The 21,572-nt window shown below is 42.7% G+C and carries 17 protein-coding genes; 11 read left to right on the forward strand and 6 right to left on the reverse strand.

Annotation, left to right across the window (positions count from 1 at the left end; all coding sequences use genetic code 11):
- Positions 1-16: 16 nt before the first annotated feature.
- Both LT679_RS18450 and LT679_RS18455 read right to left on the reverse strand, forming a co-directional pair.
- Positions 17-694, reverse strand: coding sequence for an ABC transporter ATP-binding protein (locus LT679_RS18450; protein ID WP_232179162.1), 678 nt, complete (start codon positions 692-694; stop codon positions 17-19).
- Between the two features lie 63 nt (positions 695-757).
- Positions 758-2,008, reverse strand: a complete 1,251-nt coding sequence (locus tag LT679_RS18455) for an efflux RND transporter periplasmic adaptor subunit (RefSeq protein WP_232179163.1) — start codon at positions 2,006-2,008, stop codon at positions 758-760.
- 320 nt (positions 2,009-2,328) lie between these two features.
- Between LT679_RS18455 and LT679_RS18460 the strand changes: the two genes are divergently transcribed.
- From LT679_RS18460 to LT679_RS18470, 3 genes are read left to right on the forward strand one after another with little or no spacing between them, the layout of a single operon-like run.
- Positions 2,329-3,684, forward strand: a complete 1,356-nt coding sequence (locus LT679_RS18460) for a sigma-54-dependent transcriptional regulator (RefSeq protein ID WP_232179164.1) — start codon at positions 2,329-2,331, stop codon at positions 3,682-3,684.
- Entirely contained in the window at positions 3,674-5,020 is a 1,347-nt protein-coding gene (locus LT679_RS18465) for a sensor histidine kinase (protein ID WP_232179165.1), read from the forward strand. The genes LT679_RS18460 and LT679_RS18465 overlap by 11 nt, the downstream gene beginning before the upstream one ends.
- Positions 5,021-5,074: 54 nt before the next feature.
- Positions 5,075-5,272 (forward strand): YqaE/Pmp3 family membrane protein, encoded by a 198-nt coding sequence (locus tag LT679_RS18470; RefSeq protein ID WP_232179166.1) that lies wholly within the window; start codon positions 5,075-5,077, stop codon positions 5,270-5,272.
- 13 nt (positions 5,273-5,285) lie between these two features.
- On the opposite strand, the gene LT679_RS18475 is transcribed toward LT679_RS18470, so the two are convergent.
- Positions 5,286-7,262, reverse strand: coding sequence for a sialate O-acetylesterase (locus LT679_RS18475; protein WP_232179167.1), 1,977 nt, complete (start codon positions 7,260-7,262; stop codon positions 5,286-5,288).
- Positions 7,263-7,625: 363 nt separating this feature from the next.
- On the opposite strand from LT679_RS18475, the gene LT679_RS18480 reads away from it, so the two are divergent.
- Both LT679_RS18480 and LT679_RS18485 read left to right on the forward strand, forming a co-directional pair.
- Complete coding sequence (locus tag LT679_RS18480) at positions 7,626-8,252, forward strand: hypothetical protein (RefSeq protein WP_232179168.1); 627 nt, start codon at positions 7,626-7,628, stop codon at positions 8,250-8,252.
- A gap of 136 nt (positions 8,253-8,388) precedes the next feature.
- A complete protein-coding gene (locus tag LT679_RS18485) occupies positions 8,389-10,320 on the forward strand; it encodes a tetratricopeptide repeat-containing sensor histidine kinase (RefSeq protein ID WP_232179169.1) in 1,932 nt (643 codons plus the stop codon).
- Here the strand turns inward: LT679_RS18485 and LT679_RS18490 are convergent.
- The gene (locus LT679_RS18490; RefSeq protein WP_232179170.1) at positions 10,314-10,769 is read right to left on the reverse strand and encodes a 3-oxoacyl-ACP synthase; all 456 of its coding nucleotides are present in this window, start codon (positions 10,767-10,769) and stop codon (positions 10,314-10,316) included. The genes LT679_RS18485 and LT679_RS18490 overlap by 7 nt on opposite strands.
- Before the next feature lie 274 nt (positions 10,770-11,043).
- Entirely contained in the window at positions 11,044-12,063 is a 1,020-nt protein-coding gene (locus tag LT679_RS18495) for an aldo/keto reductase (RefSeq protein ID WP_232179171.1), read from the reverse strand.
- A gap of 79 nt (positions 12,064-12,142) precedes the next feature.
- Here LT679_RS18495 and LT679_RS18500 point away from each other — a divergent pair, with 79 nt between their 5' ends.
- Positions 12,143-12,460 (forward strand): BTB/POZ domain-containing protein, encoded by a 318-nt coding sequence (locus tag LT679_RS18500; RefSeq protein WP_232179172.1) that lies wholly within the window; start codon positions 12,143-12,145, stop codon positions 12,458-12,460.
- Here LT679_RS18500 and LT679_RS18505 read toward each other — a convergent pair.
- Positions 12,457-13,437: an acyl-ACP desaturase gene (locus LT679_RS18505; protein ID WP_232179173.1), complete on the reverse strand. Its 981-nt coding sequence runs from the start codon at positions 13,435-13,437 to the stop codon at positions 12,457-12,459. The two genes, LT679_RS18500 and LT679_RS18505, sit on opposite strands and share 4 nt — an antisense overlap.
- A gap of 543 nt (positions 13,438-13,980) precedes the next feature.
- Between LT679_RS18505 and LT679_RS18510 the strand changes: the two genes are divergently transcribed.
- From LT679_RS18510 to LT679_RS18530, 5 genes are all read left to right on the forward strand, one after another.
- Positions 13,981-15,327: a sensor histidine kinase gene (locus LT679_RS18510; protein ID WP_232179174.1), complete on the forward strand. Its 1,347-nt coding sequence runs from the start codon at positions 13,981-13,983 to the stop codon at positions 15,325-15,327.
- Between the two features lie 16 nt (positions 15,328-15,343).
- Positions 15,344-17,425 carry a cellulose biosynthesis cyclic di-GMP-binding regulatory protein BcsB gene (locus tag LT679_RS18515; protein ID WP_232179175.1) on the forward strand — a complete coding sequence of 694 codons (2,082 nt, stop codon included), beginning with the start codon at positions 15,344-15,346 and terminating at the stop codon, positions 17,423-17,425.
- 66 nt (positions 17,426-17,491) lie between these two features.
- Entirely contained in the window at positions 17,492-19,336 is a 1,845-nt protein-coding gene (locus LT679_RS18520) for a glycosyltransferase (protein WP_232179176.1), read from the forward strand.
- On the forward strand, positions 19,333-20,886 hold the full coding sequence (locus tag LT679_RS18525) for a hypothetical protein (RefSeq protein ID WP_232179177.1): 1,554 nt from the start codon (positions 19,333-19,335) through the stop codon (positions 20,884-20,886). The genes LT679_RS18520 and LT679_RS18525 overlap by 4 nt, the downstream gene beginning before the upstream one ends.
- A gap of 35 nt (positions 20,887-20,921) precedes the next feature.
- On the forward strand, positions 20,922-21,458 hold the full coding sequence (locus LT679_RS18530; RefSeq protein ID WP_232179178.1) for a hypothetical protein: 537 nt from the start codon (positions 20,922-20,924) through the stop codon (positions 21,456-21,458).
- Positions 21,459-21,572 lie beyond the last annotated feature (114 nt).

Below are 21,572 nucleotides of genomic sequence, written 5' to 3' on the forward strand. Positions count from 1 at the left end.
AGTATTGGTTTGCTTATTATATCATGATGTTTTCCATTACGGTGTGGCCATCCAGCAGGCGGATAATACGGTGGCTGTAGCGCGCATCGTGCTCGGAGTGGGTTACCATTACAATGGTGGTGCCCTGTTCGTTCAAATCAGTTAACAGCTCCATTACCTCATTACCGTTGCTTGAGTCGAGGTTACCGGTAGGCTCATCCGCCAGTATCAGCTTAGGTTTGTTAACTACCGCGCGGGCAATGGCCACACGCTGTTGCTGACCACCCGATAACTGCTGCGGATAGTGGTTACGGCGGTGCATGATCTGCATTTTATCCAGCACCTCTTCAACGCGCTTTGCGCGGTCGGCCGCGGCTACGCCCGTGTAGATCAGCGGGAGCTCTACGTTTTCAAATACCGTTAATTCATCAATCAGGTTAAAGCTCTGGAAAACGAAACCTATGTTATGCTTACGCAGATCGGCACGCTTGCGCTCGCTGTAGTGGGCAATCTCGGTACCGTTGAAAACGTAGCTACCGCCATCAGGGTCATCCAGCATGCCAATGATGTTCAACAACGTTGACTTACCACAGCCCGAAGGCCCCATAATGGCTACAAACTCACCCTTTTTTACTTCGAGCGATAGTTTGTTAAGCGCAACGGTTTCAACTTCTTCAGTACGATAAAACTTTTCGAGATCAGTTATCTTTATCATTTTTTCCTCCTTAACCACATGGTGGTTATTAATTGTGATTGTTCAGTTTATAAATATCTTTTGTTAGTTCTTCAGTACCAGTTCCTGCATATCGCCATAGGTATCATAGCTTGATGTTACCACCTTATCGCCCGGTTGCAGGCCTTGCAGCACTTCGTAATAATCCGGGTTTTGGCGGCCAAGCTGTACATCAACACGGTAAGCCGTTTTGCCGTCATCGCTCAGCTTAAATATCCAGTTACCGCCGGTTTGCTGGTAAAAGCCCCCCTTAGGTACCAGTAGCGCCTGTGTTTCATCGCTCAGAGCCAATCGTATCTGCAAGGTTTGGCCGCGGCGCATCTCCTTTGGTATGGCGCCAATAAATTCCATATCAACCTGGAAACGGCCGTTGGTTACTTGGGTAAACACTTTTTTTATGCGCAGTTTATAAGTTTTATCCAGTGTGAACTCGCCCATCAGGCCATTGTACACACGCGAAATATAGTGCTCATCAACATCAACCCTTACTTTATATCCTGATAAGACATCGATCTGCCCTAAACGTTGCCCCTTATTTTTGGTCTGCCCAATTTCAGCATCCATCGAGGTTAGCTGCCCGTCAACCGGCGCGCGCACAATCAGGTCGCCTACCTTTTTACGCATTAGTGCCAGGGTACTCTTCATGTGGTCGTAAGATTCGCCCATCTGCGTTAACTGCTGCTTGGTTGAGCTGCTGTCCTGATTCAGGATTTTTGTAGTGAGTTTTTTACGGTTTACAGCATACAGGTACTCGTTTTCTGATTTTTTGAACTCCTGCAAGCCAATAGCTTTTTGCTCGTAAAGGTGTTTGTTCAATTTAAATACACGCTCGGCCTCTTTCAGCGCACTTTCAACCTCAGCCATCTGGTTAAGCTTGCCAATTGTATTTTGCTGGGCATTATCGCGCGATATCTGCATCTGCGTAAGCACGTTAAATACAGATGTTTCTTCATTAGCCAGGCTTAGCTCCAAGTCTGTATTGGTTAGTTTTAATATCGGCTGGCCGGCTTTCATGGTGGTACCGTCTTCAACAAATAGTTTCTCCACACGGCCGCCTTCAACCGCGTCAAGGTATATGGTGGTTTTAGGCATTACCACGCCGTTAACCGGTATAAATTCCTGGAAAGGGCCTTTTTTTATCTCGCTGATAGTAATACGCTCGGTATCAACATTAAGCTTGCTTTTGCCCGATGTAAAATAGATGCTACCGCTAACCAGCAGCACTATGCCTGCTATACCGGCTATGGTAGTTATACGTTTAGCATTCCACTTCTTTTTCTCAATTTTTCTGTCCACTGTGATATAAATGAATTTACAGTACCTAACAAAAACATGTGCCACAAATTAAAAATCTGAATTACAACAACTTAAGCCACATATAGCTAATAACTGCGTACGCTAATGTTACAGCAGGTGTACGTTATTGATACAGTGTTCGCAAAGGTTAAAAACAGCAATATTCTGTTTATCAATCAGTTGAATTTATGGTTGGTTTGTTGCCTATCCTGAGCATATAATTTAGCTTAAAAACGGCGAAAAACAATGCTATTTGGTTAACGGCATTTTAAGCGATCAATATTTTATTTACCTTAACATCATATTCAGCATTGGCACAAATGATATTAAAAAAGGCAACCATCCTTATCGTTGATGATGATCCGGATGTGCTTACCGCGGTAAAGCTATTGCTTAAAACCGAGGTACACGAGATTATTACCGAGAAAAATCCTGAAAACCTGAACTGGCTGCTACAGCGTAACCAGGTTGACCTTGTACTGTTAGATATGAATTTTAACAGCGCCATTAATACCGGTAACGAAGGTATTTACTGGCTGCGCAAGGTAAAGGAGTGGAAGCCCAACGTATGCGTTATTATGATAACGGCTTATGGCGATATTGACCTGGCTGTACGATCATTAAAAGAGGGTGCCAATGATTTTATTGTAAAGCCCTGGCATAACGAGAAACTGATCAGCACCATCACAGACCTGCTGGACAAGAAAGAGGGCGACAAAACCAATAAACCAGTGAAAAGCAAAGCCGGGTCGACAGATATACTGGGCGATTCGGAAATTATGCAGGACATTTTTCATAAAGTAAATAAGATAGCGCCTACCGACGCCAATATATTAATACTGGGCGAAAATGGCACAGGTAAAGACCTTATGGCCAAAGCCATACACGAGCGCTCGTTAAGGGCAAACAAGCCTTTTGTTAAGGTTGATGTGGGTGCACTTACCGACACATTGTTTGAGAGTGAACTGTTCGGCCATAAAAAAGGCGCATTTACTGACGCGCGCGAAGATCGGCCCGGCCGCTTTGAGGATGCACATGGCGGTACTTTGTTTTTAGACGAGATTGGCAACATCACCCTGCAACAACAGGCCAAACTGTTAACCGTATTGCAAAACCGGCAGGTAACCCGTTTGGGCACTAACAAGCCTATAGATATCGACATCAGGCTGATATGCGCTACCAACGTACCGCTGCAGGAACTGGCTAATGAAAACCGATTCCGTAAGGATTTGATTTACCGTATAAACACCGTTGAAATTACCATGCCGCCATTGCGTAAACGTAATAATGATATTGTAATGCTTGCCCGGCACTTTGCCAAAATGTATGCGTCAAAGTATCTTAAACCGGCAATGGAGTTTGAGGCCGCGGCTTTGCAAAAACTCAAATCATACAACTTTCCTGGTAACGTGCGTGAGTTGCAATACTCTATTGAGCGTGCAGTTATTATGGCTGACAATGATACGTTGGGCCCGGATGACCTGCTCTTTTCATCATTAGAAGCACCCGTGCAGCAAAGCCTTGAAGGCGATGACAACATTCCACTAAGCGCTATGGAAAAAAACGCCATACTCCGGGTAATTGAAAAGCACAGCGGCAACATAACCCGTGCAGCCAAGGAGTTGGGCTTAACCCGTACCGCCCTATACCGCAGATTAAGCAAATATGATATTTAACCGTTACGAATGGCGCCTGGTGCTGCGGGTACTGTACCTGTTTGCCACGGTTACGGCTACCGCTTTTGTACTGGTTAAGGGCCAGTATCCCTATTTAATTATTACAGGGCCGGCAGTAATATATTGCGTTTTCAGCATGATTTCCTTCCAGCAAAAAGCACAGCAGGAGGTCAGCCAGTTTGTTGAGTCGATACATTACCGTGATTTTTCGCGCCACTTTGATGTACACCGCGCGCCCGACGAATTGAAACCGTTGCGCAAGGGATTTAATGATATTAACACCACTTTCAAGGTAATCAGCCGCGAACGCGAAACCCAGTATTATTATTTACAAAAAATTTTAGAACTGGTTGATACCGGCATTTTGTCGTACGAGGAAGAGACCGGCGAAACCGGGTGGATAAATGAGGCCTTTAAAAATCTGTTGGGCATACCTTACCTTAAATCCATACACTCCTTAGAAAAACGAGAGGAAGCGCTTTACAAGGATATTATTAAACTAAAGCCCGGCGATAGCAACATCGTAACTATAAACCGTAACCAACAGTTGGTTAAAATATTGGTTACCGCGAGTTTGCTGCGCAGCGAGGGCAAGCTTTATAAACTACTTGCTTTTCAGAATGTGAGTGAGGCGCTTGACGAAACAGAGTCAAAAGCCTGGCAAAAGCTATTGAGTGTAATGACGCACGAGATTATGAACTCGGTTGCGCCTATATCATCCCTGGCTGATACCCTGAAAAACCGGTTAAAAAGCCCTGAAATAGCAGGAAGTCCGGTAAGCAGCCAGTTAGAGGATCTGGAATTGGGTATCGATACCATTAAAAAGCGCAGTGAAGGATTGCTGAAGTTTACAGAAAGCTACCGTAATCTCAACAAAATTACCCGGCTCGACCTGGAGAAGGTATTGGTGTGCGACCTTTTTGAGAACCTGAACAACCTGATGCAGCCATCGCTGGAGAAAAAGAATATTGAGCTGGATATTATTCTGCGCGATCTTTCAGTAGCTATTGAGGTAGACGTTAACCTGATAGAACAGGTGCTGATCAACCTGCTGGTAAACGCCATCGAAGCGGTTAAGGATCAGAAGGAACCGGTGATCACCCTATCCGCCGAAACTACGGCCAACAACAAGATCGTACTAAAAATATCCGACAATGGTATAGGCATGCCGCCGGAACTGCTGGATAAAATATTCATACCGTTCTTTAGCACGCGCAAAACGGGAAGCGGTATTGGGCTCAGCTTGTGCAAGCAAATTATGTTGCTGCATAAAGGCAATATCAAAGTACAATCAGTTGAAGGCAAGGGCTCAGCATTTTTGCTGCAATTCAATTAAACGGTGTAACAATCTGGCAGTGGCATCGTCATATTAATATAAAACTTAAACACCATGCGTTACTTTCTTTGCATCATATTTCCGCCGCTTGCCGTGTTTACTACCGGCCGCTTAGGCGCTTTCATACTCAGCATAATACTTACCCTGTTTTTTTGGATTCCGGGTGTTATACATGCCATACTGGTAACTAATGATTATTACGCCGCCAAAAGGCACCGCCAGTTAGTTAGGGTAATGCGATACAGCAGGTAAATCCTGCTGTATTTTATTGTTTACCATAAGTTATACCTTGCCAGTCATCCGTACGGAAGGGTGATGCCGGCAGATCATCGCCATTATATAAGTTACAGTCTGGATTATTGGCCCAACCATAACGCACCGCCACGGGGGTAGCTATATCGGCACTGCTCACAATCACTTTATTTCCATCAATTTTAGCGTCGGCCCGGTAGAATTTTTTATCAGCGCCGGCTATGGCAAAACCAGTTGGTTTATCGCCTTTTGCCTTTAAGCCCGAGGCATTATTAAAAGTCAACTCCATAGCATTGCCTTTTACTTTAGCTGATGAATAAACGGGACCCGAAAAAGTTACTTTTTCGCCGTAGTTTTTTGCCCGTGCTATAAGTGCCAGCCTGCGGCCTACCTCTTGCTTGTTAGCGGGATGTATGTTAGCGGCATCGCCAATGTCAATGGTTACGGCCATACCGGTGTTGGGTTGTTTCAAGGCCATCAGTTGCGCCTCGCGCAATTCAGCCCAGGCCGATTCAACAGGCATTTTATCCTTAGGCATAAAAGCCGCTAACTGCACAAAATAGAACGGAAAATTGCCCTGCCCCCATTTGCCGCGCCAGTTATTGATCATTAACGGAAATAAGGTACGATACTGGTGAGCCCTGTCGGCATTGCTTTCGCCCTGGTACCATATAACACCTTTAATAGTGTAATTGATAATCGGGTTTACCATAGCATTATACAATACCGTTGGCCGGTTCGGCCCATCGGCACGATAAGGCATAGGCGGCATATCGCTCATTTTGTTGATAACGTTATACTTCCATTCGCCACCAATATTGATAGCCTCAGCAGGTTTGCCTACAGGTGCCAGGGTAATTTCATCAGCGTTAATACCGCCGTCTCCGCCGGTATCAAACACCCTTACGGCAATGGTATTATCGCCAGCCTTAACCAGCTTACCCGGGATGGTATATACACGGCCTGCATTATAAAGCTCGTTATGGCCAACCTCAACCCCGTTAAACCAGGTTACATCCATATCATCAATAGTGCCCAGGCTGATTACCAGATCTTTACCTGCCCATGCTGCTGGTACTTTTACCGCCTTTCTGAAACCAACTACGCCGTCAAAGTTCGGCATACCGTTTTTTTCCCAATAGCCCGGCACTTTGATGGTCTTCCAGGCAGCATCGTTAAAATTACTTTCTATCCATGGCAACTTGCTGTTTGTGTATGAGGGATCTTTTTTCTCGATCTGCGCCATCCATGTTTTAAGTTCAGCATCGTAGCGGGCTAACACTTCCTGTTCTGCAGGACTGTTCTCCATGGCAGTTACCGCCGGCGCAAAGGCAGGCATAGTTTTAAGCGCATCGCCGCTGGTCCAGGCCTCGGCTATGGTGCCGCCCCAGGTGGTATTAATTATGCCTATCGGAATGTGGGTATGCTGATAAATATCGCGTGCGAAAAAATAAGCGACTGCCGAAAATTTGGGAAATGTTTGCGGAGAACAGATTTGCCAGTTGCCGCGCGTTTTAACTTCTGTTTGCGGCTCGGTCCGGGTGATGTTCTCTATCTTCAGCATCCGTATTTGCGGATAATTTGCGTTAGCCTTTTCCTGCTGATAATTTAATATATCGCCGTACATAGCGGTCGGCGTCATCTCCATATTGGATTGGCCCGAACAAACCCACACTTCTCCTATCAGCACATTATTCAACTGAAGCTTTTCACCATCATTAAATGTAACGGTATATGGCCCGCCGTAGGATGGCGTTGCTACTTTTGCTGTCCATTTTCCGCTGGCATCCGCCCTGGCGGTGTAATTCTTTTTGTTCCATGAGGTACTGATGATAACATTGGCGCCGGGTTTAGCCTTACCCCAAAAGTTAACCTGGGTTTTTTGCTGTAAAACCATGTCATCAGTGAAACATGCGGGAAGCTCAACCTTAGCAAACAATGTATTTGCAAAAAGCAGCAATGCAAGTGGCAGTAAAATTTTTTTAGTCATTTGGCAAAATTGGTTCAGCCAATATATGCAATTTGTGGAAAATGGAATAATGGGTAATTATTTCCCCAAAAAATTCCACACCGAAGAAATATTTACACATTTTTTGTTAAAACAATTTCACCATACGAAAAATACGAATTAAGGTTACGCTATTTTTAAAACTTATTTGTTTGCACTTTTTCTTAAAATTTGCAAAACATTTCTTTTAGGTTATACAAAACAGTAACAAATTTCATTTTTGAGAAAAAAAATATAAATTATTTTCTTTCAATTTAAAAAATTCAAATTTTTCACGCCCTTTTTCCGCTATGGTTAATTTACGCTTTTTTTTGGCATTGGACTCATCTTTGGATTACCTATGGCATGAAACGAATATTACTAAGCGCCATAATAATCATTGCTTTTGCAAGCTGCAAAAAGCTTAATGATGTTTTGCCTGAGTCAACCATACCAAACGAGCAAACAGTTACCAAACCGGCAACTGAAGAAGATAAGAAACTCCTGGCAGCATTAACGGTTACGCCGGTTATCAGTGAACCATCCGTACAGGTGATCAACACAAACGTTGAAGGCACCCAACTTAACCTGGTTTTTAACGAGAAGGTTCAGTTGCTGATCGATAAAGAACGTTACAGCAAATCATGGTATATCATGTTTACTGAAAACTATGCCGGCACCGCCCTGCAAGATCTTGATTACACTACAGTAACACAATGGGGTACTACCGTAAAAAACTGGAAATCGTACAACCTTAACCAGTTTGAAAAAACCGTTGCCGATACTACCATAGGTGGCAAAGCGGTTGTTAATGTGAAGTTTGCCCGCAAATTCACTTTTTACAAAGTATTTGATACTGCTGAACAAGCCATTACCCAGCAAGAGGCACTTGAAGGTAAAACACAAACTATAAAATTTGCTACCCGTTACGAGCCTGATAGCGACAGCACCCGCTTTTATAACGTATCAGCAAAAGTGATATTTAAAAAATAAAAACTGATCTTATACCAACTCCTCGGCGCGGGCGGCTTCCACAGGGCCGCCTTCGCTGTTTTATGCTTTAAACGCAGTATTATTTGATATTATCGGCAGTTATTGCAACATTTGGCTTACCACTGTAACCTGTTGCATGAAAAAAGGATACTACCTGATATTTATACTACTCACCGTTTTTTGCAAACAGGGATATTCCGGGCAAGCAGACAGCTTGCGGCAACAATACCGAAAAGCGAAGCTTGGTAAAAATTTTTACAACGATACAGCAAACATCAAACTGCTGACTTCCTTATCGTTGGCCTTGCGTACAGAAAACACCGATACCGCCCTTTTTTACTCCAAAGAAGCCCTGAAGGTTGCGCAAAACACTCAATATGATTTAGGCGAAGCTAATGCCTGGGCCAGCATAGGCGGCACTTATTATGTAAAAGGGTCTTATTTTCTATCATTAGAGGCTGTTACAAAACTATTGAATATCAGCCACCGCATTAACTATAAAAAGGGTATCGGCGATGCGCATCAGCTCCGCGGGTTGATTTACCTCGGGCAGGATGAATTCAAGGACGCCATTCGCGAATTTTCAAAAGCGCTTAACATTTACCGGCAACTGGGCAATAAGTTTAAAATGAGCCGTATGTTGTTTGATATCGGGCTTAGTTATGATGAGTTGCGCGACTCTGCCCGGGCTTTTCAATACCTAAAACAGGCCCGTGAAATGGGTATGGCCACGCACGACAATCAGATTGTAGCCATGAGCTATAACCGCATGGGCGAAACCCATTATCATTTTAAGCAGTACGATACCGCCCTTGTTTATCACAACAAGGTATTAAGGGGCAATTATCAGGATAAATGGGAAAATGCCTTCGCTTACTCCGGCTTGGCACAATCGCAATTTGAACTAAAGCTTTATAAGCAGGCACAGCAAAACGCTTTGACCAGCTTTACACTCGCCAGCCAGGTAAACAGTTTGTGGGATCAGGTTCGCGCGCTGAAAATATTAGGAAAAGCATATGCTGCAACGGGTAATTTTGAGCAAGCTTATAAATATAACGCGTTAATGACAGCGTACAACGATAGCCTGTTGAACGAATCGAAAGAACGAAACCTAAACTACCTGCACCTGCAACAGCAACGCACTGAAAACCTGACGCTTGAAAAGCAGAACGAAGTAGAACAGCAAAAAACGCGCTTTAATATGCTGCTAATGATAGCTATTGGCGTTATGGCGGTGTGTATAAGTGTGTTCGCTTTTATAATGAGCCGCAGTAACATCCAGAAGTCAAACCTTAACACTAAACTTGAACGCCGCAATAAATCAATTGCCCGGCAAAAGGAAGAGATAAGCATACAAAATGAAAAACTCGACGCGCTTAATCACACCAAAAACCAATTATTCTCGGTAATAAGTCATGATTTGCGGGGACCCTTTGCATCAATTACGCAAACTATTGAGCTTATACGTGATGATGAACTTACCGATGAAGAGCGCGACCGGATTCTGGAACATTTTTATAAGCAGGTTGCCCAGATATCGGCCATGGTAAACAACTTGCTGCTGTGGGCAAACAGCCAGCTCGAGGGCAATATTACACAGCCGGCTCTTTTGGATGCTACTAAAATTGTGAACGAGATTAAGGGAGTTTCGGCATACCTGTCTGACAGTAAAAAAGTAGCGCTTATACATGATTACAACTCACCCAAACCGGTATACGCTGATGCCGACCACCTGAAGATCATTATCCAAAACCTATTAGGTAACGCCATCAAGTTTACGCCGCAAGGCGGCACGGTAAGTATTTATTATACAGAAGATACCGACTACCAGGCCATCCACATTAAGGATACCGGCGTGGGCATCAGCCTCGAAAAAATGGGGCAACTATTTAAGGTCGTAGGTAAAAGCATCAGCGCTTATGGCACCAACCATGAGCAAGGCGCCGGCATTGGCTTATTGCTGATAAAGCAATTTACTGAAGTTAACAAAGGCCGGTTAACCATACACAGCGAACCTGGTGCCGGAACAGAGGTAACTGTATACCTGCCCAAAAAGGCTCATCAATAAACACCAGTTAAAAAGTATTTTTTACCGTTAAGTGCAAACTCATTGCCCTTGCGCTTACCTTTTAGTAAGGCACCTATCGGCGATGCCACGGAAACGGCGATGTAGCTGTCGCCATCAGCCTGCAAAATGCCCGCACTTATCGCGATATAAAAATTTCCGTTATCGGTAGTTACAAGGCTGCCTACATCAGCTATACCGGTTGTGTTAGGTGCGGTGTTAATATGGTTCAGTGCTACTTTAAGCTTATTGGCTTCGTTAAGCTGGGCCATGTTACGGTCGGTTTCCTGCTGCGCCATAGCGCGGCCGGTTTCATACTTATCACCAGCGCTGCTTTTAGTTTCGTTATTAGCGGCCTGCTGCGCTTCGGCTATGGCCTCTCCGGCGTTACCAATTTTCTGTTGTACGTAATTTAAACACAGCGAATGCAGTTTGGCTTTCAGATCAGTCATGCTATCAAGGTAAAATAAGGTTTCAAGTATACCAAAAAAATAAGAGCCCCCTTGCACTCGCTGCCCGGGGACTCTCAACCTAAACCTTATCACATATGTAAGAATTGAACTTACATAGCATTATAACGCACCTAAATGCGAAATAATATACTAACATATTCAATTCAACTTAAGCAGATGAATTTCAGCCGCTTATTTTTTAAAAAAATAGTTTGCAGACATTTTATTAACTTGTTGTTACCTTATTTTACGGGTTTACAGCAGGCCGTAAATATCAACGCTTTTCAACCCGGTCATAAAAACCACCAAAAGAGTTAACCTTAACAGCATCCTCTTTGAAAAAATCACCCGGGAAACCAAGTGGTACGGCACTTACTTCGTCAAGCGCCTTCAAATGCGCATCGGACAATACAAGATCGGTCACTTTCAGATTTTCCTGTAGCTGTTCCACCTTAGTTGCCCCAACAATAGGGATAGAAGAGAAACCTTGCTGACGTGTCCATTGCAAGGCTACGTTGCCCGGCGATACACCCAACTCATCGGCTATCTCTATAACTTTTTTGGTGATACGTACACTGTTTTCGTCCAAGCGCTTGCTTTCGGGCTTTATACGGCCCTGCTCTCCGCGCAGGTATTTACCCGTAAGTGCGCCACCGGCCAAAGGAGCCCATGGCGTAACCGTCATCCCGAAGTGTGCTGCCATTGGCGTAAGCTCACGTTCAGGGGTACGCTGTAAAAGGCTATACTCAATTTGCAGCGCGATAAACTGATTCCAGCCCATTAGTTCGGCCAGGGTATTGCCTTTGGCCACTACCCAGGCCGGGGTATCACTTATTGCGGCGTAATTCACCTTTCCCTGGCTTATCAGGTCATCAAGCCCGCGCAATACCTCGTCAATGGGTGTAATGTTATCCCATATATGCAGATAAAGCACGTCAATAAAATCCGTCTTTAAACGCTTGAGGCTTTCCTCAACGCTGCGCATCATGTTTTTGCGGTTATTACCCGATGCATTAGGGTTTGTACGATTATCAAGCAACGTATACTTGGTAGCTAACACAAAGTAATCCCTATCATGATTGCTGATGTATTCGCCTATTATCTTTTCGCTGGTGCCTAGTTTATAAACATTGGCAGTATCAATAAAATTGCCGCCCGCGTTGGCAAAGGTGTCCATAATGGCAAAACTGGTTTGCTGGTCGGCACCCCAGCCGGCCTCGGTACCAAAACCCATGGTGCCTAAACATAGTTCAGAAACCTTTAAGCCCGAACGGCCCAATAATTTGTAATTCATATAAGCTGATGATTTGTATAAAACATTATAAACCTGTGCACAGTTGTATATCAACAAAATTAACCCACAACAGCAGGTTATGAAAATTATAAACACAACAAAGCCGGTATTGATTGACGACTTATATCAATATTTAAAAGCAAAACTTAACGCGCAGTTTGCCAACCACCGGAAAACGGATATTGATTTTGAACTGTTGATGGATGGGCAAAGCATCATCATACAAAAACCCGGTTTATACAAAGGATTTTTGTTTAAACTGACGCCTACAGGCAGCCACACGCTGGAAGTAGCGAAATCAGAACATTATGTTGACGACGTTAATGTGCTTACCCTTGAGTCTGTTCTGGATGAGCTTTTTGTAAAGCAACTCGGCGCAACAGCCCCGCAGATTTAACCGTTTATCCAGGAAAACTTATACTCAAGCATCGGGTTTTTCATGCGCTCGGCAACGCGCAACAAACGCTCAGGCAGTTTCATGATATAATCGCGGGCTTTTTCTGCTTCGGCGTTAAGGTCAGTAACGCTTTCAATATGCCAATCCTCAATCAATTCTTTCAGAATATCAACGTAATCAACAGCAGTATAAATACCTAAACGTTGGGCAGCATCAGTAAAATGGCCAAAAGTTTGGCCTATCTTAAGTCCTACTTCGCGTAAAAAGTGCGCAGGCATAACAATTTTTTTGCGCATCATATCTTCAAACGCCAGCATGGCTTCGCTCGCGTCTACCTCGAAAATCTTCTCGATAAAGTATTTGTAAGCTTTGGCATGGCGGGCTTCGTCAGCAGCAATAACACCACACATTTTTGATAGCAGCGTATCGCCTTGTTTTTTTGCTTGGGATGCCACCCGGCGGTGAGACACGTTAGTAGCCAACTCCTGGAAAGAAGTATAAATAAAGTTACGGTACGGGTCGGTACCGGTACCTATATCAAAACCGTCAGCTATCAGGTATTGCGTTGATATTTCCATCATGCGCATGTTTACCCGGCCTGACAGATACAGGTATTTATTCAGCAGATCACCATGGCGGTTTTCTTCGGCAGTCCAGTAGCGGGTCCACTTCATCCAGCCGCCCTCTTCATCTTTTGACACACCATCAACCATGGTCAGCCACGATTCATAAGTCGGCAGCGCCTCCTCGGTAATGGTATCGCCTATTAAAACGGCGATTAAATCATACGATAAGCCTTGCGCGCTTTCCTGAAGTTCCTTTATCTCATTAAAAAAGGTATCTCGTGAAGAATCAGGCAATAAATCAGCAGGTTGCCAAATAGTATCTATCGGCTTTAAAAAATCATGCATCTTATCGAGCATGTATTTTTCAATATGCGTCATTACTTCCCTTCTCTTTTCTTCAAAAAATCTCATAATTAACAATTAGGGCGTAAAGTTAGCTAAATTAACTAACTATACTGCATGTTTTTAAGCAGCGTGACCAACATCACTTTTAGCGGATTTGACTTTAAATTCCGCTACTAACAATTGTTGATAGCCGGTAAAATTTTCCGCAAAACATGGAAAATTTACCCCGTTTATTCGATATAACCCCACCCCACTTAAGTTTTGTTGCTAAACATTATCGGTGTGGAAAAAAATATAGTATCAAAATACAGCTTATAGTTGAGTAACAATTGTACGTCGGTTTAGTTTACAACAAGTTTTTAAATCAGCATTAAACATTGCTTTTTAGCTAAACAGCTTTGTTTGCCAGCTTCTTGCTTATCTGCAAACGGTTTTTATAAATAGACCATTAGCGCCATCGCGCTCGCCTGAAGCTGTTCATCTATTTGCTGATTGGATTGCTTTTTGTTATTGTGCAACTGTGAGCCCCCTGCCTGATACGCCGGTAGTTTACTAACACGTTTTTATAAACACTAAACCTGTTACCCCCTAATATTTCAACTAAGCGTAATGTTTTTAAAGATCACCAAAGAGGAGTTCTCGAAAGAGGTTTTGAAAAAGGCCTGGTATCAAACTAATATAATCGTATGGACGGTCATTTTTTTATACCCGCTTTTTAGCATAGTCGACTTTATATACGCAAACCAGTTCTGGGTTAGTTTTTTGATTGTGCGCCTAACCTCGGTTTTTGTGATCTACATGCTTTACAATTACTTTCAGGCTCATAAAAAAAACTACCGCATACTGCTGCACGCTGTGCTGTTCATTCTCTCGATAACAACCGCGCTGTTGTGCAACCTGGTTAATATCGAATCTATCAACGTTTACTTTTTACTTTATGCCGCCATTATACTGTTTTTTAACCTGCAGGTATTTTGGGAAGCGCTTAACTCTATTATTCAGGCACTGGCAGCCTTTTTATTTTTAGCCATATTTTTTAACGGCTTCAGCGAGTACACTATTGACCTGTTGGTAAACAACGGCGGGCAGTTCTTCTTCGTAATCGTTGTTATATCAACCATAATACCGCATGCACGCTTTAAAGTGCTTGTTCGCGAGGTACAGGCGCAGATACTGATCGAGAAATCAAACGATCAGCTTAAAGCCCAATACCAGGATATCAATGAGAAGAATAACATTATTGATATGCAATACGCGCAGCTGCGTAAGCTTGACGAACAAAAAAACAGCTTTATAAACATTGCTGGGCACGACCTTAAAAACCTGATCGGCTCCATCATTATGAGCAACAACATGGTGAAAGAGGAAGATTATCGCCTGAGCAATGACCAGAAAGAATTTGTTGGATACATCACTGAGTCGGCCGAGAAGATGCAATATATGCTGAACAAGCTGATGGACGTTAAAGAGATTTCATCGCCTGAGATTAAATTTAACCTGGAGATATTTGATGCCAACCAGGAAGTGCAGTATGTTTTTAAAGGCTTGCAGGAAACTGCCCATATGAAAAATATACATCTGATTGATAACATATTAAAGTTGCCGCTGAATGTAAGACTCGACCGCGTATTTACCGGCCAGGTTTTTCAAAACCTGCTATCAAACGCCATTAAGTTTTCGCAAACCAATAACAACATTAAAGTGGTTACCAGCCTGCAACGTCAAAAATTTGTGTTCGAGATTATTGACGAAGGCATTGCCATCGGTCAGCAGGAACTGGATATGATGTTCAACAAGCTGAAAACCCTTAACGATGTGGGCGCGGTGCATGAAAGCAGGCTGGGCCTGGGCCTTTCAATTGCCAAACTGATGACGCAGGAAATGGGCGGCGAAATTTATTATCGCAGTGATGATAACGGCAACTATTTCAGAGTAGAATTTTACGCTATTAACTAATATACAATACAACCCGATGAAGAGAGTTTTAACCTTCTTAGCCTTTTTACTTGTACTATCAACCGGTTTAAAGGCACAGAGTATCGTGTCCTTTAAATCAATGGGGCATCCGGATAATGCCATTTACGGCATGAACGGCGCAACATCTTACTTTTTACGGATTAGTCCGCTGGTTGAGATGAATGGCAGCAAACTGGTGTTGTATTTTGAACCATCGCAGGCATTGATTAAGGAGAACTCGTTTATCAATATTTTGATCAACGATCAGCCGATCATCAGTTCGAGATTAACACGCGACTCGATACAAAAAGTCGTAATAAACCTCTCAAGAAGTGATCTTTCGCCTGAGAAGTATCTGAAATTACAGATTAAAACCGTTGCTACCATCAGTAACGATAAATGCCGCGACCTGGATAACCCGGCCATGTGGATCAAGGTTAAGGGAAACTCCTACCTGTCGCTCATCAAGAGCAACAAGAATTTTTTTAATAATGTAAACATCAGCAACTGCTTTGATTCAAAACGTGCTATTGTTTTCCCGAACAACCCATCACTGCATGATTTGAAAGCCGTGGCATGGGCTTACGCACGCTTAAAGCGCACTACCTCAAAAGAGATACATGTTTACGAGGCCGGCAAATTGCCTGATAGCGTAAAGAACTATATTATGGTTGGCGAGGTATCGCAACTGCCGGAAGCACAACGCCGCTTGGTTAAAGTGAATCCGCAAGGCAGCCAAGGCATGCTTTATCTGCACAAAAGCATAACCAGTTTAACTGATACGCTAACTACTATGGTTGACGTACGCGGTAAAAACGTACCGGTTAAAACGGTTTCAACAAGCGTTGTTCCTAATGAGATATTGTTTGTGTCAGGCGGTGATGATACCGGTTACGAAAAGGCTATTACCGCTTTGGGTAACATGAATGTGCTTAACTCCACCTACGGCGACTACCTGCTGATAAATGAAGCGCAAAATAGCTTCTTCCAAAACATTGACGAAAGCCGTTCAAAATTATCATTAAAGCAGCTGGGTGGCGCAAGCAACTTTATGTCGGGCATAGGTTCATTAAAAACCGTTTACAATTTTAAAAACAGCGATTTTAGCTTTACACCTAAAGAAGTTGAGATACGCTTCGCCGGTATTTACAGCAGCCTGAACCCTGGTGACCGCGGCTTCTTCAATATCTATTTGAACGGATTATTGATCAGCAGCGAGAAGCTGGACGCATCGGGTAAATTAAACACCGCGGTAACCATCAACCGTTATCAGCACCACAAATACAACACACTTGAGGCGGAGTTCAGGTTTTATCCGAGCAGTGGTAATTGTGCCAATAGCTTTACCAACTTCTTTTGTGAGATTGATGTTGATAAATCATACCTGGCCTCAAAAAACCCGTTCATTACCAATGATCTGAGCTTCTATCAATATCCCGAAGCGTTTAACAGCGGTTCAACCCGCCTGATTGTAAGCAAAGGCTATGCAAAATATGCCGCTGCGGCTTTGGGTGAGATCATTTACGAGTTGAATAATAATATTAACGCTAATAACTTCCCTGAAATAGTATATTCTGACGGTGTGGACGCATCTGATCTGAAAAAGTATAACGTTGTAGCGTTGCTTTCAAAGGATGATAAGCTAATGAACGATTTTCCGGATGCGCCGATCAAATTCAATCAGAAATTCCGCCTATATAATGCCGAGAATAACAAGGTGGTTTATTCCCTTTCTGACAGTGTATCAAACGGCCTGGCACAAATATTTTACGGTCGCAGCAATAACGCCACGCTGGTACTTACCGCTACAGGTAAACACCCAGCAGAGGCTTTCCTGGCTGTATCTCGCTCTATTACCGAGCAATTATCAACCCTTTCGAGCAACGTTTGTATTGCCGATGTTAACTCCAACAAATACTTGTTCAACATCAATAAATCAAGCGAGAACCTGGAGTATGTAGATACCAAAAGCGGACTGGCTCAGTTTTGGGAAAGCTACAACCTGTACATCCTGTTAGGTATTCTGGTATTGATCCTGGTATCATTCCTATACGTACGTTCGAGGGTACAAAGCTCTCAGGATCTGTTTAACGAATAATTATAAAGCATCAAGCCCGGCTACAGCTTTACCGTAGCCGGGCAATTTCTTTCTCTCTATATACAAATGATAACCTCTGTTGCCGAGCTACTGATTACCGATGGTTTTATAACCCGGGCTGACCGTGAAAGCATTGAAAAGCTTTCGGCAACATTGGGGCAGGCTTTTATAAAGGTAGCCCTCAATTTTGGTTACATCTCCCGTAAAAATTATGAGCGCTCGCTTATAAACGCCGGAATAACATTGAACGAGGTTCGTGAAGAAGAGCATGATTCTGAAATACTTAGTAAAATTGAGCTAAAACTGGCCAATGATCATGTAGCATTGCCCCTGCGCGTGCAGGACGGCAAACTCATAACCCTTATGGCCGACCCTACCGATCAGCTATTTATTGATTTTGTACGGTTCACTTACGATATGGAACCCGAGATTATCGTGGCTTCAGACCTGGAAATTACCTGGATGAGCCATAGGTTGCTGGGTGAAAAGTATGTAAAGTCGGCCGTGTTTGAGCTAATGCACCGCGACCCTGCCAACTCAGCAAGGGTTACGTTCACGTCAAAGCAGCTTATCTTTTTGTTTGGGTTGGTTGGCATTATTTGTGTTGGCCTTGTGCTTAATTTCAAAAACACCTCTATTACAATTAACGTTATATTGAGTTTCTTCTTTCTGATCGCCATATCGTTCAAGCTCTTTTTGGCGCTGGTAGGTTCAAGGTTTGAATTGCACCAGGCTGTAACCAATCAGGAAGTACGCGATGTAGTGACTGAGGAGCTGCCGGTTTACACCATTCACCTGCCGGTTTACAAAGAGGATAAGCTGATCAAAAAACTAATATGGAACCTGCAAAGTATTGATTATCCACGCGAGCAGCTGGATATTAAATTGCTGATTGAAGAGGATGATGACAAAACGTTGAACGCGGTACGTAACCTGGATTTCCCCGCAACGTTCGAGGTAATAGTGGTGCCTTTCCATATGCCTAAAACCAAGCCCAAAGCTTGTAATTATGGTCTGCACTTTTCGCGTGGTAAATTTTTGACCATTTATGATGCGGAGGACATCCCGGATACGGATCAACTGAAAAAAGTTGTAGCCTTATTTACAAAACTGCCTGATCATTTTATCTGCGTGCAATGCTCTCTAAACTACTTTAACCGTAACGAGAACTTTTTGACGCGAATGTTCACGCTGGAATATTCATATTGGTTTGACTATATGCTGCCTGGCTTAGATACGCTTGATATTCCGATTCCGTTAGGTGGTACAAGCAACCACTTTAAAATGGAGAACCTGATTGAGTTAGGCGCGTGGGACCCGTTTAACGTAACTGAAGATGCCGACTTAGGCGTACGTGCCTATGCCAAGGGTTATAAAATAGCGGTAGTAAATTCCACTACATACGAGGAAGCCAATAACGAGCCGTTTAACTGGATACGCCAGCGTTCGCGCTGGATTAAAGGTTACATGCAAACTTACCTGGTACATATGCGCGATCCGATTGCGTTATACCGTAAGATTGGCCTGAAAGGCTTTTTAGGTTTCAGCTTTTTTATCGGCGCAACACCTATAACCTTTTTGGTTTATCCATTACTGTTAATCATATTTTTAAATTATATACTGTTTGACCTTTCAACCATACGTACGCTGTTTCCGGATTGGGTGCTCTTCATGTCCATATTCAACCTGATGGTAGGTAACATCCTGATGATCTATGTAAACATGATGGCCGTATTTAAACGCAGGTTTTACGAGCTTATATTATTCGCGGTAGCAAACCCTGTTTACTGGATGCTGCATTCGGTGGCGGCTTATAAAGGTTTGTACCAGTTAATTGTTAACCCGTTTTATTGGGAAAAAACCAATCACGGTTTAAGTAAAATGAGTAGCCCGGTTAACGTTGTAAAATGATAAAACGATCGACATTACTTTTACTGATAACTGTTTTGCTGGGTGCTTACTACCTGGTGCTGGGCATATATTTTAATAAGCTGGGGTATTACAATGCCGAAGCCTTATTTTATATAGAAAAATCAAAAATAGTTTTTGAAGGCCTGGGTAACCGGCTTAAGGTAATGGGTTTAACAGCGCCTATAATTCCGTTTTACTCAACTTTTATTTTTACGGGAATAAATTACCTCTTGGCACCGGTAATTGCATCGGCCATAGGCACAGCTATATTATTCTACCTGATATCGTCCACTTTACTAAAAAAAGTAAAAGATAATTTTTACCTGGTACTGCTTGTAGTATTATTCCTTTTCCATCCGGGAATGTTATATACCGCAACGGCCGGCAAGAGTATTTACCTTGTGTTAGCCTTCTTTTACCTGTTCTTTTTAAATATCCTGAAGTTCTACAGGTCTAACACTACCTATCACGTATCCATAGCAAGCATGTGTTTGGTTACGCTAACTTTTTGCGATTATCGTTTTATATGGCTGACGCTGTTTTTTATACCGTTGGTACTGTCTATAACACTTAAAAGTTTAAACCTGGGTGAAAAGGAATCCATCTTCCGCTTGTTTTTGAGCTTTAATAACCCATCGCTCAGGCGCAAGCTTATATCGAAAACCTTTGCACTCTATATTATCATTTTTATCCTGCCGATAGCATCCATTGTGTGTTACAAATTGCTGAACTTAACACATGCCAATGATTTAAATTACTTTATTGAAAGCCCTTACGCCACATGGAATGTATTGGTTGATAAAATAAATTTTGATGAGATTACAAGCAGCACAACCTATAAAATACCCGATTCAGCTGTACTGCTATCCCTTAAGATGATTATGTATAGTCCGCTAATTTTGCTGGCGCTCTACATGTACAGGCAAAATACTTACCAGGCGCTTACGCTGCTTACTCCTTTCGCTTTTGTTGAATTTTTAAGATTGAAGTATGACAAGATCTACATAGCGCACGAGTTTTACTTGATATTTCTGGTGCTGGCTTTGCTATGTATTATATTCCGGCTGGAATCATTCAAGGATAAAAAGACCCTGAAGATTTTAATGGGGGTAGGTATGGCCATACAGATATTTACGGGCTTTTACTTTTTGAACCGTTCGCCAATAGCTGATGAGCAAAAATTTATGGCTATGCTACGTAAGCCTACTGAAAACAACGATCAGGAGCAGAATCAGGATATAGCCAATTACATTAACGCGCTCCCCGATAATACGCTCATCATGACGGACGACGCGATAGCTTACCCGATTGTGGCTTTTGTTAATAATATACAAAAACTGGTAATGCCTTATCAGGATAAGTTTCTGACTACTATTGAAACGCCGAGAGGCTATGTAAGCTATATACTGGTTGCAAGTACTTCAAACCGCGCAAAGGGCTATACACAGCTTAATAATACGTACTTTAACTTTATGCGTAACAACGATCCCGGAATGCTGGTGCAAAAGGTGTACGAAACACCTGACTGGGAACTGTATAGGATTAAATAGTTTTGATTATTCCTTAGCAACAAGCAAATTAGGGAATGAATTTAAAGTTACTGTTTTTGCCCGTCACCTTTCTTATAGTTGTGTTTGGTTTACAAAACAACTCCCATCAGTATAAACCAACTGATATTACAAATAACATTAACGCCGATACCACGCTTCGAAAGGTTGATCTTGGTATGAGTAATTTAACTATATCTATTCCCCGGTATTACGAGCTTACTAAACAACAAGGTACAGATTATTGGATATTTAAATTCAAGCCGAAAAACAACCAAGATAGGCTATCACCAAAAGGTGGAGTATACCTTGGCAATTTCCCTAAAAGGGATTTATATCCAAATGACTGCCCTGTCAATAGGCAGATGATTTGGGCTTTAGGCCAGTTTGAGACCTTGGATATTAAACGTTGTACTTCCCATTATTACACACAGGTAATTATACAGAATACAGATAATACAAACTGGTACGAAAAGATACAACTTTTTGGTGAAGCCCGATCCGATAAAGATTTACAAAGTCTGTTATCAATAATGAAAAGTATTAGTCGAAAGAATATCGAGATTAAGAAATAGAGACCGGCGTAGAGATTAGTTTAAACATTAAATCAATAGCATTTGTGCCAGAGGGAACTTGATGAAAGAATTTGATATTATAGAACCATCTTCTTTAGTAGACCCCCGAAACAC

Origin of the sequence: Mucilaginibacter roseus (assembly GCF_021215455.1) — a bacterium.
Lineage (GTDB): Bacteria > Bacteroidota > Bacteroidia > Sphingobacteriales > Sphingobacteriaceae > Mucilaginibacter > Mucilaginibacter roseus.

Coding starts and splice junctions, on each gene's coding strand:
- LT679_RS18460 (WP_232179164.1), top strand. CDS start 2,329: ATGATATTAAAAAAGGCAACCATCCTTATCGTTGATGATGATCCGGAT.
- LT679_RS18485 (WP_232179169.1), top strand. CDS start 8,389: ATGAAAAAAGGATACTACCTGATATTTATACTACTCACCGTTTTTTGC.
- LT679_RS18520 (WP_232179176.1), top strand. CDS start 17,492: ATGATAACCTCTGTTGCCGAGCTACTGATTACCGATGGTTTTATAACC.
- LT679_RS18495 (WP_232179171.1), bottom strand. CDS start 12,063: ATGAATTACAAATTATTGGGCCGTTCGGGCTTAAAGGTTTCTGAACTA.
- LT679_RS18470 (WP_232179166.1), top strand. CDS start 5,075: ATGCGTTACTTTCTTTGCATCATATTTCCGCCGCTTGCCGTGTTTACT.
- LT679_RS18500 (WP_232179172.1), top strand. CDS start 12,143: ATGAAAATTATAAACACAACAAAGCCGGTATTGATTGACGACTTATAT.
- LT679_RS18450 (WP_232179162.1), bottom strand. CDS start 694: ATGATAAAGATAACTGATCTCGAAAAGTTTTATCGTACTGAAGAAGTT.
- LT679_RS18475 (WP_232179167.1), bottom strand. CDS start 7,262: ATGACTAAAAAAATTTTACTGCCACTTGCATTGCTGCTTTTTGCAAAT.
- LT679_RS18530 (WP_232179178.1), top strand. CDS start 20,922: ATGAATTTAAAGTTACTGTTTTTGCCCGTCACCTTTCTTATAGTTGTG.
- LT679_RS18510 (WP_232179174.1), top strand. CDS start 13,981: ATGTTTTTAAAGATCACCAAAGAGGAGTTCTCGAAAGAGGTTTTGAAA.
- LT679_RS18490 (WP_232179170.1), bottom strand. CDS start 10,769: ATGACTGATCTGAAAGCCAAACTGCATTCGCTGTGTTTAAATTACGTA.
- LT679_RS18465 (WP_232179165.1), top strand. CDS start 3,674: ATGATATTTAACCGTTACGAATGGCGCCTGGTGCTGCGGGTACTGTAC.
- LT679_RS18515 (WP_232179175.1), top strand. CDS start 15,344: ATGAAGAGAGTTTTAACCTTCTTAGCCTTTTTACTTGTACTATCAACC.
- LT679_RS18525 (WP_232179177.1), top strand. CDS start 19,333: ATGATAAAACGATCGACATTACTTTTACTGATAACTGTTTTGCTGGGT.
- LT679_RS18480 (WP_232179168.1), top strand. CDS start 7,626: ATGAAACGAATATTACTAAGCGCCATAATAATCATTGCTTTTGCAAGC.
- LT679_RS18505 (WP_232179173.1), bottom strand. CDS start 13,437: ATGAGATTTTTTGAAGAAAAGAGAAGGGAAGTAATGACGCATATTGAA.